The sequence below is a fragment of the Calothrix sp. CBUCES-K 9914 genome, assembly GCF_059640475.1.
Genome location: NZ_JBXXZH010000002.1, coordinates 75,018 through 87,639, shown reverse-complemented (window position 1 = coordinate 87,639; position 12,622 = coordinate 75,018). Strand labels below are relative to the sequence as shown.

Sequence of the window (12,622 nt, the reverse complement as noted above, 5' to 3'; positions counted from 1 at the left end):
TGGAAGCAGATAAATTTGCGCGCGCTTGTGGCAGACTTGGGAACCTGACTTATTGCTGGGTGCAGATATTACTGGCACCACTCTAGGAATTATTGGGTTTGGACGCATTGCTCAAGCTGTTGCTCGTCGTGCCAACGGGTTGAGCAATGCAAATTATTTATACAAGTAAAAACCGTTGTGATAGAGAATTAGAAAATAAGCTCAATGCTCGATTTGTAAGTTTGGAAACTCTACTTCAAAAATCAGATTTTGTTACAATTCATACGCCGTTAACTAATGACACGTATGATTTGTTTGGTAGAGCGGAGTTTGAAATGATGAAACAAAGCGCTATCTTGATAAATACTGCCCGTGGAGGTGTTGTTAACCAAGACGAATTATATCACGCACTCGTAAATAATCACATTGCAGGCGCCGCGCTAGATGTTACCGACCCCGAACCCATTCCCAGCAACAGTCCATTATTAAACCTTAGTAACTTGGTAATTGCACCACATATCGGTAGCGCAAGTTACAAAACTCGTCAAAAAATGGCAGATATGGCAATTGAGAATCTAATTGCAGGAATTCAAGGAGAAAAATTACCCTACTGCATCAACATGTGATGTAACAATCGATATATGAGCATATTGTTAAGGATTGCGAAGAGACTTATAATCGTTATGTATGGCGCCATGCTTTGAAAATAGCTTACAGTAAAGGCCTTATGAGTGTTGGGAGACTTCTTGCAAGGTGGCACTTAATGGAATATTATTTTATGAAGCATCTAAATATTATGCAAATAAACGATATATTAGGTAAATAATTGTTGCTAATATTAGTAAAAAACCTGAAGAAATGATTGGGAGAAAATAACTGCTATGGGTCGTGTAGGCGTATTATTACTCAATCTCGGCGGTCCCGATAAGCTGGATGATGTCGGGCCGTTCTTGTACAATTTATTTTCAGATCCAGAGATTATTCGCCTACCGTTTCCTTGGCTGCAAAAACCTTTGGCATGGTTTATTGCTTCACGGCGAACTCAAAAGTCGCAGGAAAACTACAAGCAAATAGGTGGGGGTTCACCGCTGCGGCAAATAACCGAAGCTCAAGGTGAAGCACTCAAAGAACAACTCCAGGCTTTGGGAGAAGACGCTAAAATTTACGTTGGGATGCGTTATTGGCATCCATACACAGAAGAAGCTATAGCTAGTTTAACGCATGATGAACTCGATAAGTTAGTAATACTTCCCTTATATCCACAGTTTTCAATCAGTACTAGTGGCTCTAGTTTTAGGTTACTTGAACAGTTGTGGAAAACTAACCCCAAGCTTCAACGTATCGATTATACAGTTATCGCATCTTGGCATAAGCAGCCTGGATACTTGAAAGCAATGGCGGAACTTATTGCTCAGGAGCTTGACCAGTTACCCAACCCAGAGGAAGCGCATATATTTTTTAGCGCGCATGGTGTTCCAAAAAGTTATGTTGAGGAAGCAGGAGACCCCTATCAGCACGAAATTGAGGAATGTACTGAATTAATAATGCGTACTCTCAATCGTCCAAATGCTCACACACTAGCTTATCAAAGTCGTGTCGGTCCCGTAGAATGGTTACGTCCTTACACCGAAGATGCAATTGAAGAATTAGGCGCTAAAGATGTTAAAACTATAGTAGTAGTTCCGATTAGCTTTGTATCAGAACACATTGAAACACTGCAGGAAATCGATATTGAATATCGTGAAATAGCAGAAGAAGCGGGAATAGAAAATTTCCGTCGTGTACCAGCATTAAACACACATCCTACTTTCGTGCGCGCGTTAGCTGATTTAGTAATTAATGCGCTAAACTCTCCAAATATAGACTTATCGCAAGTCACCCAACTGAAGAAGAGGGTAAAAATGTATCCACCGGAACAATGGGAGTGGGGAATGACAAGCAGTGCAGAAGTTTGGAATGGTCGAATAGCCATGTTAGGATTTATTGCCTTGGTGCTCGAAATGATTACAGGTAGAGGTTTGCTGCACTTTATTGGCATCCTACAGTAGGGTGCGTGAAAGCTAGAAAAAACTTCACTAAAAACAAAAGTTAAAATAGCTTTCACGCACCAACTTAATATTTCAAATAATCAGGTGCCTTAGTTTACTCGTTTGGGTGAAAATATATGCTGGTGCGTGACGCTACCAGATTGTAATAATTATTTTGATTGATTTGTTGCGTCACGCACCCTACCAGATTATTTGTACCGTCACACGTTCGGCGTTTGGCGATACCAATTATACCAATTTGTACCGCTGCGTATAGCTAGCCATAGTAAGAACAATGCAATTAAACCCCCCTGCCAAGGAGCATTGCAAGCAAAAATTACCAGGAGAATGCATAAGAAGTCTTGTATAAAAACTGCCCATGTGGGCAACCCTCTCAAACGGAAAAACCAGCCGACTTGAACGAGTTTGAGGACAAATGCCAAACAACTACTGACCAATACGACTAACCAATGTGGAGTTTCTGTAACATTCGCACAAGCTAACCCCATAATGGCGCCGACTAAGGGACTAAAAAGAAGTTGAAATACTTGCAGCACCCTTTGTCCAGTCAATTTTTTAGACGCAAGCACTTCTATAATTGATAAACTAGTCAAAGTCGCGAGTAAATAAGGCGAGGATATTCGCGATAACACTGGAACATTTGACCACAGACTATGACCCTGCAACAACCCAACAAAGAGTAGTGGTAAAGCTGTTCTAATTCCTGCTGCCGCAGAAGCAGATAGTGCGGCCAGAACTTCAATCATAATCAGAGAATAGAATTTAAGTAATCATGACTTAAACTTACCCACTTTTGTCACAATTACACTCATAGGAATTTAAGAATGTCAACTGTGGAAATTAAGGAACTGGTTCGCCGTTTCGACGAACCCGAAAGTATATTCTCCTATTGCTTAAATTCCTAATCTTTGGTAAACCTCATCTAGGTGTTGAAGGTGATGCTGGGGGTTAAAGCAAGCTTCGATTTCTTCGGGTGTTAGTTTATTTTTTACCCGCGCGTCATGAGTAATTAATTCGCGGAAGTTGCCGTCAGCTTTATTCCACGCTGTGTGAGCATTTTCCTGCACTATCTTATACGCTTCTTCTCGTCGCACTCCCTTTTCAACTAAAGTCAACATGACTCGCTGACTAAATACAACCCCTCCATAACAGTTCATGTTTCTCGCCATATTATCGGGATAGACTAGCAGATTTTTAACTAGCTCCGTCATTTCTACAAGCATAAAATGCGTCAAAATACAAGCATCCGGTAACATGACTCGTTCTACAGAACTATGAGAAATATCACGCTCGTGCCAAAGCGCAACGTTCTCAACTGCTGCAACTGCGTAACTACGAACCATACGTGCCATTCCCGTTAACCGCTCCGAACGTATAGGGTTACGTTTGTGTGGCATCGCCGAAGAACCTTTTTGTCCCTTGGAAAAATATTCTTCAACTTCGAGGACATCTGTTTTTTGTAGGTTACGAATTTCTACCGCAAATCTTTCGATGGAAGCTGCGAGTAATGCTAGTTGCTGCACGTATTCAGCATGTATATCACGCGACACTACTTGTGTTGATGCTGCATCTGGCTTGAGTCCCAAAGATTCACACGCTAAGGCTTCTACGCGCGGTTCAATATTAGCGTAAGTTCCAACGGCGCCAGAAATTTTACCAACAGCGATATTTTTGCGAACATTATGCAAGCGTTCAAGGTTGCGTAACGCTTCTGCTAACCATCCTGCTAACTTAAAACCAAATGTAATCGGTTCGGCGTGAATCCCATGCGAACGTCCTATCATTACTGTATAACGGTGTTCACTCGCACGCTCGCGAATCGCCGCAATTAAATCCTCTAGGCGCCGTAATATTACATCCAAGCTAGCTACCATTTGCACTGCTAACGCTGTGTCCAATACATCAGAACTAGTCATGCCAAGATGAATGTAGCGTCCAGCGTCACCAACATATTCGTTGACATTGGTAAGGAAAGCAATCACATCATGACGAACTTCAGCTTCAATTTCAAGAATACGTTCGGGGTCAAAGTTAGCTTTTGCCTTAATTTCTTCAACTGCTTCACGTGGAATATAGCCTAAAGACGCTTGCGCTTCACAAACGGCAATTTCTACTTGTAGCCAGGTTTGAAACTTGTAAGCATCAGTCCAAAGGTTGCCCATTTCGGGCAAAGTATAACGCTCAATCACGGTCTGCCATTGATTACAACGTCATATTTTACTTCGTGGGCATGTATTTTATGAAATATTATGACAAAAGTTTAAGATATGTAGGGTGCGTGACGCTACAAAAATATTTCAACTTCTGGTTGTGTGACGCTACAAAAATATTTCAACTTCTGGTTGTGTGACGCTACAAAAATATTTCAACGTAGTAATAAGACTTGTAGCGTCACGCACCAACTTCTGGTTGTGACTCTTTGACAGAAGATTCTTCGGAGGAAGATTTAGATTCTGTAGTAATGATGCTAATGCTGCCGTCGGCTTCCATAAAAGCTTTCTTGACATCTTTGAGAAATTCTATCCCCTCTTGACGTAACTTACTCATCAACTCGTCCTCGGTGATCAACTCACGTTCGAGGTGACGATGTATCATTCGACCGTTTTTGACGAGTAATAATGGTGGAGGATTAAGAAAGCGCTGGAACCTGGGGATTTTATAACCTAACCAATTTAAAAAATAACTCCACAAAATTACAGTTCCTACCAAAATTACGCCTTCCGTAATCGATGTATAAGTGCTTACCATGGCGTTTTGTGCTGCTTCGGCGAACAAAACAATTACGAGCAAATCTGATAGACCGAGGGTGCCAAGTTGACGACTAGGTAAGAATCGTAATACTGAAAATAAAGCTAGGTAGACTAAGCTCCCGCGTATAATTAGCTCTAATATAGGAAGGCTGGGAATAAAAATGTGTTCCCAGTGTACAGTCCACCACTTGTCCATGTTTATTGTTTTATTTTAAGTTAAAATATGTTGATTTAATGCTACCTACGATTATTCTTAGAAGACTTTAATCGTTGTGTTAAGCGACTCAACCAATTAGAATTATTCCTGCGGGGTGTACGCTTTGGCTTATTGGGCTTCATTCCTTGCTGTAAACGAGCTTCTTCGGTTATTGGCACTGCGTGTTTATCTGGAACAATTCGTGTTCCGTATCTACGCGCGTACACTTGGGTAAATTCAGCGCCGAAAAAGAGAATTTGGGCAGCATAGTTTACCCAGAACAATAATACAACTATTGAACCAGCGGCGCCATAAGCGGAGTTGAAGGCAGCGCGCGCTAAATATAAACTCAAAAGATATCTACCGAGTGAGAATAATAATGAGGTAATTGAGGCGCCGATTAAAACGTCACTCCAAGCAATCTTAACATCGGGTAAGACTTTAAAAATTAATCCGAATAATATAGTAGTGACAGCAAAAGACAGTAAGAAGTTAACAAACTGCCAAAGCACATCAATACCAGGTAATATATTTTGAAAATAAGTAACTATGGTAGATAAGGTAGTGCTGACGATGAGCGAGACAAGCAGCAAGAAGCCAATACCCAAAATCATAGAAAACGATAAAAACCTTTGACGCAGCATATTTTTAACAACACGTCCAGGTTTTGGCTGTACTTCCCAAATAGTATTGAGTGCGTCTTGCAGTTCGGTAAATAAACCAGTAGCAGCAAATAAAAGTACAGCAACACTAATTATCGACGCTATTGTTCCTTGTTGAGGTTTACTCGCGTTTTGTATTGCCCCTTGAATAAGTTCGGCACTTGCTCCACCGACCAAACCCGTCAACTGTTCCTTGATAACGCCGCTGACTGCATCTTTCTTGTATACGGCACTAACAACTGCAATGATAATAACTAGTAAAGGAGCAATTGAAAAAATTGTATAATAGGATAGCGCCGCTGCTAATCGCGAAGCTTTGTCCTTGCTCCACTCTTCAAACGTTTCCTTAAAAAGTTCTAAAACTCTTTTAAACACCGCTTAATCTCCTTTACCAACCATAGCTACTCCACCGAATTATATTTATATTCGACCTTTACAAATCTATACATCCTTCTAGAGACACTTTAGATTACATCCCAAAGAAAGAATACTTGATTATAAGCGCTTATCAACTTTTGTTTAACTGTATACCAACAATTTTGGCACTCAATATATATAATTACAAAGTATAAGTCTATACGTCAATCGAGAGATATAATGAATATCTATACGGAGTGAATGAATAGTATTGAAATGAACGGTTTGCAGTTGCGAGCTGATCGGAGTCTTCTTGAAGAATTGTTGAATTGTCTATGCAGATTTAGTACTAGTCATGCAACAAGTCGGCACCGAAATGATAACTAGAGGGCCAACACGATGCATATTGGCTGCAAAGTTTCGCAGCGATGTTGTTGGGAGTGGTGCGTACTTCCAAAGCATAATTATCTCTGGTTTTCGGTTTTGCGCCTTGGCAATGCACTAAATACTTCCTCAATCGCAACGAGCAATTGTACTAAATAACTTTTATATACCAGTAAAAATATCGGCACCTATCTTAAGTTTAATAAATATATAACATTGTACTGATTGATTTTGAAACGAGTGGAGAAGCTGTAACAACGTTAAATGGACGTTTTTGACGTTGTGATACATACCGCAGTATCGTTGTGTAATGAAGAACTCCGCATTTTCTCGGTTTATAAGTACTCGTAATTAGGAGAATATTTAAAGACATTGAAAAAAGGTTGAGCATTAACCAAGCACGAGTTTAACCGCAAACAAAACGCAAAAACATAGGAAGGAAAATGAGTACAACAAACCTAGAATTTTTCAACGCCAACGAAATTACTGTGACGATACCGAAACAATATCTAGAAAGGTTGTATAATTTGCTAAAAGATGGTTCTAACAACACTGAAGATTCTTTCAAATCGAGAGATACTCGGTTACAAGACAGAGTACAAAACATATTACAGCAGCGTGAAGACCGCGAGATTTTAGCGTACTTGGACTGGGTACTTAAGCAAAATTAGTAGATTGTTAATCTAGTTACATCGATAATCTGAGTAAATCTTCAACTTGAGTCATGACCATTGTTGGAGTAACTGCTAACTTAGCAGACAATGAAGAGCGTATACTAGTCTCACTGCTGAAACCAATCCATTCGGATGTAGATGTAATATTATACTCTGACGTTAGGACACGATGAAGTTGATGGTTAAGAGGCGCCCACCGTTCAGCTTCGCAGTTCAAAATTACAACGCTTTTTACATGTAGTGCAATTGCTAAGTATGATACTATAGTATTACCACAAATAACCAAACAACTATGAACGAGTAGTGCAGCCATTGCTCCAATACTGATTTTTCCTGCTAAATTAATTGGTTTAGTTTTCATAATAGAAGCAACTGCCGTAGTTAGATTGGCATCTGTTGCTGTACCAATAAGTACAATATGGTATCCACGTTCAACAATATCATCAGCAACACGTGCAAAATTTTCTAGTGACCATGGTTGAGTTAAAGCGCTGGGATGAATGCAGATATACTTCTTAAGTAATAAATATTTTGCCGCTTCAATTTTGCTTAACTCGATAAAATCAGCTTCTTGCAAAGGAAACTCAATTTTATCGCTATGAACAGGAATACCTAAATATTGTATTAAAAGTAAGTGGCGCCATATTTCGGATTGGTCTTCGGGGTAAGGAATAAAGTAATCAGGGTTAGGGCAAAAATGACCGGGAACATAAAACCCAGCGTTAATGCGGGCGCCGAGTAAAGAAGTAAAGCTATTTAAAATAATACCATTATCGTGCAGTTGTAAAGCCAAGTCAAAACGTGAAGCGTGAACAGACGCTAAAAATTCTGGAATTTTTTCCACTCCAGGTGACTCTAATATACCTGGATACCCTGGAAACTCAATAAATTCATCGATAAGATAATGCCATCGCTGTACAAAAGGCGCCTGATACAATCCAATTAAAGTTATATGGGCATAAGGAAATGCAGCACGCAAGCAAAGTAAAGCGGGTACAATACACATCAAATATTCCAACTGAGAATGCACACTAACTATGACAATACGCTGAATATTCCGGTTGAGCAAGCATCGTTTCTTTAACATACATCTCCTCTTTCTTTGCGTACTTAGCGTGCTTTGCGGTTTAATTTATAAATCGAAAACAATATAAAAAAAAATCTTTATTTAGTCATCGTGCTAATGATATAACAGCTTTATGACATATACGACTAAAGACATAGAAAGATTTTATATTTCTACCGATAGAGGTATGATTTGTTACTAGTTTATTTGGTATTTAACAAGTAACTAATACACTGATATAAATATATGCAACTAGCTAATAAAGTAGCACTAATTACGGGTGCAGGTTCAGGAATTGCTTCTTCGGCAGCGATATTATTTGCAAAAGAAGGAGCAAAAGTTGCAGCACTAGGACGAACAAAAGATGAACTAGAGGCAACTGTTGCTCAAATTAATCAAGCGAACGGTGAAGCTATTGCAGTAATTGCTGATATTTCTAAACCAGAAGATATGCAGCAAGCGACTCAAGAAGTGATAAATAAATGGGGGCACTTAGATATTGTTTTTGCAAACGCTGGTATTAATGGAGTATGGGCGCCAATTGATGAAATAGAACCAGACGAATGGGATAAAACCATCGATATTAATTTGAAGGGAACTTTTCTCACCGTGAAATATACTGTACCTCACTTGAAAAAACAAGGCGGTTCAATTATTATCACATCATCGATTAACGGTACACGTAATTTCAGCAAATCAGGCGCCACAGCGTATAGTTGTTCCAAAGCTGCACAAGTCGCGTTTGCAAAAATGACAGCGCTGGAACTAGCTAAACATAAAATTCGCGTTAACGTCGTTTGTCCCGGCGCCATTGATACCAGTATTTCCCAGAACACTCAAGAAAGAAACTTAGAAGAAGTTCAAGAACCTGTAATATTTCCCGAAGGGAAAATACCATTAACCGACGGAGAACCAGGAACTTCTGAACAAGTTGCACAACTAGTCATGTTTCTCGCATCTGATGCTTCTAACTTAATTACAGGTACTGAAGTTTGGATTGATGGTGGAGAATCACTATTAAAAGGTTAACCCCTTTTTGGGATGGGGTGTGCAAAATCATGTACTCGTTCCCATCCCCAACGCCATGCAGTTTCCACTAATAATTCCTTCCCGTTTGTAAACTTAATAAATTCTTTACCGTTTTCGTAGCAAACATCAGCGACAAGCTGGTTACGAACATCCCATCCCCACTTCAGCGCGGCGCCGTTCCACCATTTTTGTCCTATCGACTGTAAATCAGGTTTATCAAAATAAGATTGTTCCCAATTTTTAGGTTTCCACCTATTCTGCAACGCTTGAATCAAAATTGCATCAGGAAACACTTCTTTATCATGTTCTTTTAACCATAATATATACTCAATCGTTCTCCTAAATGCGTCTTCCAACCCAAATGTACACCCTTCGAGCGCATCCTGAACATCAAGACGGTCAAAATCTACACCTAGTGTTACCAACGCGCGCTCATATTGCTTGAATATCTCGTATTCTATCGAATCTTCTTCCCAAAAAAACATACATCTATTTACCTCTTGACAAACCACTTTATAATGATTTAATTTATTTTAATCCGAACGTTCGGACATAAAATAAAATTATGAATGAGAGTGCATTACCAGTAAAAGAGCGAGTCGAGAGTAGAGATAGTCGAGAGATAATTTTAGCAGTTGCGCTGAAATTGTTTACGCAGAAGGGCTATGATGGCACTTCGATAGATGACATACGCGCGGGTGCGGGGTTTAAGTCGAAGGCAAGTTTGTATACTCATTTTAAAAGTAAGGAGTGTGTAGCGCAAGCATTGATGAGTAGAATTTTAGAGCAGTTAGAGTTGGTGATTGTTCAGAGTAATGATATCTCAGAACCGTTAACGCGGTTTACGAATGTGATTAGGGGATTAATTGAGTGGTCAAACTCACATCCGATAGAGTGTATCTTTCATATGATACAAGGACAGAAGCATTTATATAGTGATGAGTTGCTTAGTAAGCAGTTATCGGCAGCAGAAGTGATGTTGTTAGATATTATGCAGCAACTGCGCGCGCATTATCCAGTTCGACCAGTTGCTACGGAGGCATTATTGAGTATGATTTTTGTGATATTAGCGCAAGCGGTATTAGATGGTAAAGCGTTTGGGGACATTAATTTTGATGAGAAAGTTGAGCAAATAATATCGATATGTTTTGGTGTTGTGTTTAGTGAGGTAGTACACTTAGTACCTGTTACTAAAGCTAGTTTAACACAAATTTAATGTATGATTTGCGACAATTATAATCAGGGTAGCGAGCAGCAGAAAAATGTGTAATTAATATTGCTAGTTATCATGTGAGATATGCTGAATATATGATTATACGTTTGTTCCTTAAATCAAGTACTTACTCAGTAATCTGTTGTACTGTTACTGAGTTTAGTTATTTGAGTATATTTTGAAAACAATTGACAACTTTGATACAAAGACTTGTCAAATCAAAATTTTCCAACGGCGCCGGGAGCAATGCGAAAAAACAACTGTAAATCAGGGTCTTGGGAATAAATAGTAAAATGTGTGGGGTGCAGAAATGTACTCCATTTTACTAAAAATATGTTCATGATAAGAAATTTTTCTTTGGTGCGAATCTATTAATTTTCTTTGTTAATGTAAAAAAAGTTGCGATGGCAATAGTACTTTCTCATGGCTCACACAAATCTCTCGACATTTGCAAACCACGCTCGCTCGCTACAGGTACTGAAAAGCGCGAGAAAAATTATTAACTTGGGAACAGGAGACACCATGTAACTGTCCATTTTTAGAGTTAGCTTTATTGGTTGGGTATAAACCGAAGTAAGACAGCGGTATTTTTAGATGAATTTGATTTGGTTATTATTACGCGCGTCACGGGTACAGGTTGCAATTGCAATTCTCACAGGTTTGATTAGCGGTGGAACTTCTGCCCGATTAATTGCGTTGATTAACAGTGCGATTAGCGGTAATTATAGTGAAAATTTAGCGTTACAGTTTCCGCTGCTAGCGTTGGTTGTTCTTGTTAGCAGTATCATTTCGCAAGTGCTGTTGATTAAGCTTTCGCAAAATGCGGTGTATAAATTGCGGTTGGGATTGAGTGATGGAATTTTATATTCACCACTGCGTCACTTAGAAGAATTAGGCGCCTCAAAACTTTTGGCGACGCTAACAGAAGATGTATCAACTTTGTCAAGTACAGTTTACGCTATACCGTTTATTTGTGTGGATATTGCGGTTATAGTAGGATGTTTAGCGTACATGCTGTGGTTATCAGGTACGGTATTTGCTTTTACCATTGGGTTTTTAATGATGGGTGTAGGAAGCGTTCAGCTTTTGATTAGTCGTGCGGATTATTTTCTCAAGCTCGCGCGTAACGAGCAGGATAACTTATTCAAACATTTTCGTGCCGTAACGGATGGTGTGAAAGAACTTAAGCTTAACGCAACACGGCGCCAGGATTTTTTTAATGAAGAGTTACAGATAAGTGCAGCCAAATCACGCAATCAAAATTCTGCGGCATTATTTACTTATTCAATTTCAACAGGATGGGGAAATTTACTATTTTTTATATTAACAGGATTGTTGCTGTTTACCGTACCTCAATTTGTTAGTATCGCTCCATCTGTACTTTCAGCTTATGTGTTAACGCTGACTTACATGATGTTGCCAATGCAAAGTATACTAGATAAACTTCAACAGTTAGCAAGAGCAAGCGTCGCTCTCCAAAAAATCCAAACGATGGGGTTATCGTTAGCAGCACAAACAGAAAGTAACCAATTAATCTTGCATCCAATTACTCAAAATTGGAATAAATTAGAGCTTACAGAAGTTACCCACACCTATAGAGGGGAAAGCGAAGACAGTAAATTTACACTGGGTCCAATTAACTTAACATTCAATCAAGGAGAAATAGTATTTATTGTCGGTGGTAACGGTAGCGGAAAATCAACACTAGCCAAATTAATTACAGGACTTTATACTCCAGAATCTGGTAAAATTCGTCTGAACAAGAAATTAATTATAGACGAGAACCGTGAATGGTATCGTCAACATTTTTCAGTAGTGTTTTCTGACTATTACTTATTTGAGCGTATTACAGGTGCAGACAGCAAACTTTCTCAAACACAAGCGCGCGAATATTTACAACAATTACAACTTGATAACAAAGTTCAAATTAGAGACAATAAACTATCAACCATATCACTTTCTCAAGGACAGCGTAAACGTTTAGCCTTACTAGCAGCATATTTAGAAAACCGTCCAATTTATCTATTCGACGAATGGGCATCAGACCAAGACCCAATTTTTAGAGAGATTTTCTATAAACAAATTATCATGAACCTCAAGCAGCAAGGCAAAACAGTAATAGTTATCAGTCACGACGATTACTTTTTTCCTATCGCTGACCGTATTCTTAAATTAGATTACGGAAAAATTGTACAAGATAAATACAACAATCGCATTTACGAATAAACTTAAGGAAAAAAAAGAATATTTAAAGCGTTTAAAGC

General features: G+C 39.0%; 14 protein-coding genes. 7 read left to right on the top strand and 7 right to left on the bottom strand.

All coding sequences use genetic code 11. The annotated features are described in order from the left end of the window. Positions 1-25 precede the first annotated feature (25 nt). The 3 genes from AC2JBO_RS00780 (at position 26) to hemH (ending at position 2,027) form a co-directional block, all read left to right on the top strand. On the top strand, positions 26-169 hold the full coding sequence (locus AC2JBO_RS00780) for an NAD(P)-dependent oxidoreductase (RefSeq protein WP_496951707.1): 144 nt from the start codon (positions 26-28) through the stop codon (positions 167-169). Further along, positions 147-605, top strand: coding sequence for an NAD(P)-dependent oxidoreductase (locus AC2JBO_RS00775; protein ID WP_496951706.1), 459 nt, complete (start codon positions 147-149; stop codon positions 603-605). The genes AC2JBO_RS00780 and AC2JBO_RS00775 overlap by 23 nt, the downstream gene beginning before the upstream one ends. Before the next feature lie 255 nt (positions 606-860). Continuing rightward, positions 861-2,027 (top strand): ferrochelatase, encoded by a 1,167-nt coding sequence (gene hemH, locus AC2JBO_RS00770; protein WP_496951705.1) that lies wholly within the window; start codon positions 861-863, stop codon positions 2,025-2,027. Positions 2,028-2,227: 200 nt separating this feature from the next. Here the strand turns inward: hemH and AC2JBO_RS00765 are convergent, their stop codons facing one another. From AC2JBO_RS00765 to AC2JBO_RS00750, 4 genes are all read right to left on the bottom strand, one after another. Next, positions 2,228-2,773, bottom strand: coding sequence for a DUF4126 domain-containing protein (locus tag AC2JBO_RS00765; RefSeq protein ID WP_496951704.1), 546 nt, complete (start codon positions 2,771-2,773; stop codon positions 2,228-2,230). Between the two features lie 147 nt (positions 2,774-2,920). Beyond that, a complete protein-coding gene (gene purB, locus AC2JBO_RS00760; protein ID WP_496951703.1) occupies positions 2,921-4,216 on the bottom strand; it encodes an adenylosuccinate lyase in 1,296 nt (431 codons plus the stop codon). A 202-nt stretch (positions 4,217-4,418) separates the two neighbouring features. Then, positions 4,419-4,973, bottom strand: a complete 555-nt coding sequence (locus AC2JBO_RS00755) for a DUF421 domain-containing protein (protein ID WP_496951702.1) — start codon at positions 4,971-4,973, stop codon at positions 4,419-4,421. Positions 4,974-5,014: 41 nt separating this feature from the next. Beyond that, on the bottom strand, positions 5,015-6,010 hold the full coding sequence (locus AC2JBO_RS00750; protein WP_496951701.1) for a YihY/virulence factor BrkB family protein: 996 nt from the start codon (positions 6,008-6,010) through the stop codon (positions 5,015-5,017). A gap of 809 nt (positions 6,011-6,819) precedes the next feature. Between AC2JBO_RS00750 and AC2JBO_RS00745 the strand changes: the two genes are divergently transcribed. Further along, positions 6,820-7,047 carry a hypothetical protein gene (locus AC2JBO_RS00745; RefSeq protein WP_496951700.1) on the top strand — a complete coding sequence of 76 codons (228 nt, stop codon included), beginning with the start codon at positions 6,820-6,822 and terminating at the stop codon, positions 7,045-7,047. A 16-nt stretch (positions 7,048-7,063) separates the two neighbouring features. Here the strand turns inward: AC2JBO_RS00745 and AC2JBO_RS00740 are convergent, their stop codons facing one another. After that, complete coding sequence (locus AC2JBO_RS00740; RefSeq protein WP_496951699.1) at positions 7,064-8,137, bottom strand: glycosyltransferase family 9 protein; 1,074 nt, start codon at positions 8,135-8,137, stop codon at positions 7,064-7,066. A gap of 225 nt (positions 8,138-8,362) precedes the next feature. On the opposite strand from AC2JBO_RS00740, the gene AC2JBO_RS00735 reads away from it, so the two are divergent. Continuing rightward, the gene (locus AC2JBO_RS00735) at positions 8,363-9,145 is read left to right on the top strand and encodes an SDR family oxidoreductase (RefSeq protein ID WP_496951698.1); all 783 of its coding nucleotides are present in this window, start codon (positions 8,363-8,365) and stop codon (positions 9,143-9,145) included. Here the strand turns inward: AC2JBO_RS00735 and AC2JBO_RS00730 are convergent. Next, a complete protein-coding gene (locus AC2JBO_RS00730; protein WP_496951697.1) occupies positions 9,142-9,630 on the bottom strand; it encodes a hypothetical protein in 489 nt (162 codons plus the stop codon). The genes AC2JBO_RS00735 and AC2JBO_RS00730 overlap by 4 nt on opposite strands. Before the next feature lie 80 nt (positions 9,631-9,710). Between AC2JBO_RS00730 and AC2JBO_RS00725 the strand changes: the two genes are divergently transcribed. Further along, positions 9,711-10,361 carry a TetR/AcrR family transcriptional regulator gene (locus AC2JBO_RS00725; RefSeq protein ID WP_496951696.1) on the top strand — a complete coding sequence of 217 codons (651 nt, stop codon included), beginning with the start codon at positions 9,711-9,713 and terminating at the stop codon, positions 10,359-10,361. A gap of 215 nt (positions 10,362-10,576) precedes the next feature. Here the strand turns inward: AC2JBO_RS00725 and AC2JBO_RS00720 are convergent, their stop codons facing one another. Next, positions 10,577-10,699, bottom strand: coding sequence for a hypothetical protein (locus tag AC2JBO_RS00720; protein ID WP_496951695.1), 123 nt, complete (start codon positions 10,697-10,699; stop codon positions 10,577-10,579). Between the two features lie 253 nt (positions 10,700-10,952). On the opposite strand from AC2JBO_RS00720, the gene AC2JBO_RS00715 reads away from it, so the two are divergent. Further along, on the top strand, positions 10,953-12,584 hold the full coding sequence (locus tag AC2JBO_RS00715) for a cyclic peptide export ABC transporter (RefSeq protein WP_496951694.1): 1,632 nt from the start codon (positions 10,953-10,955) through the stop codon (positions 12,582-12,584). The last annotated feature ends 38 nt before the right edge of the window (positions 12,585-12,622 follow it).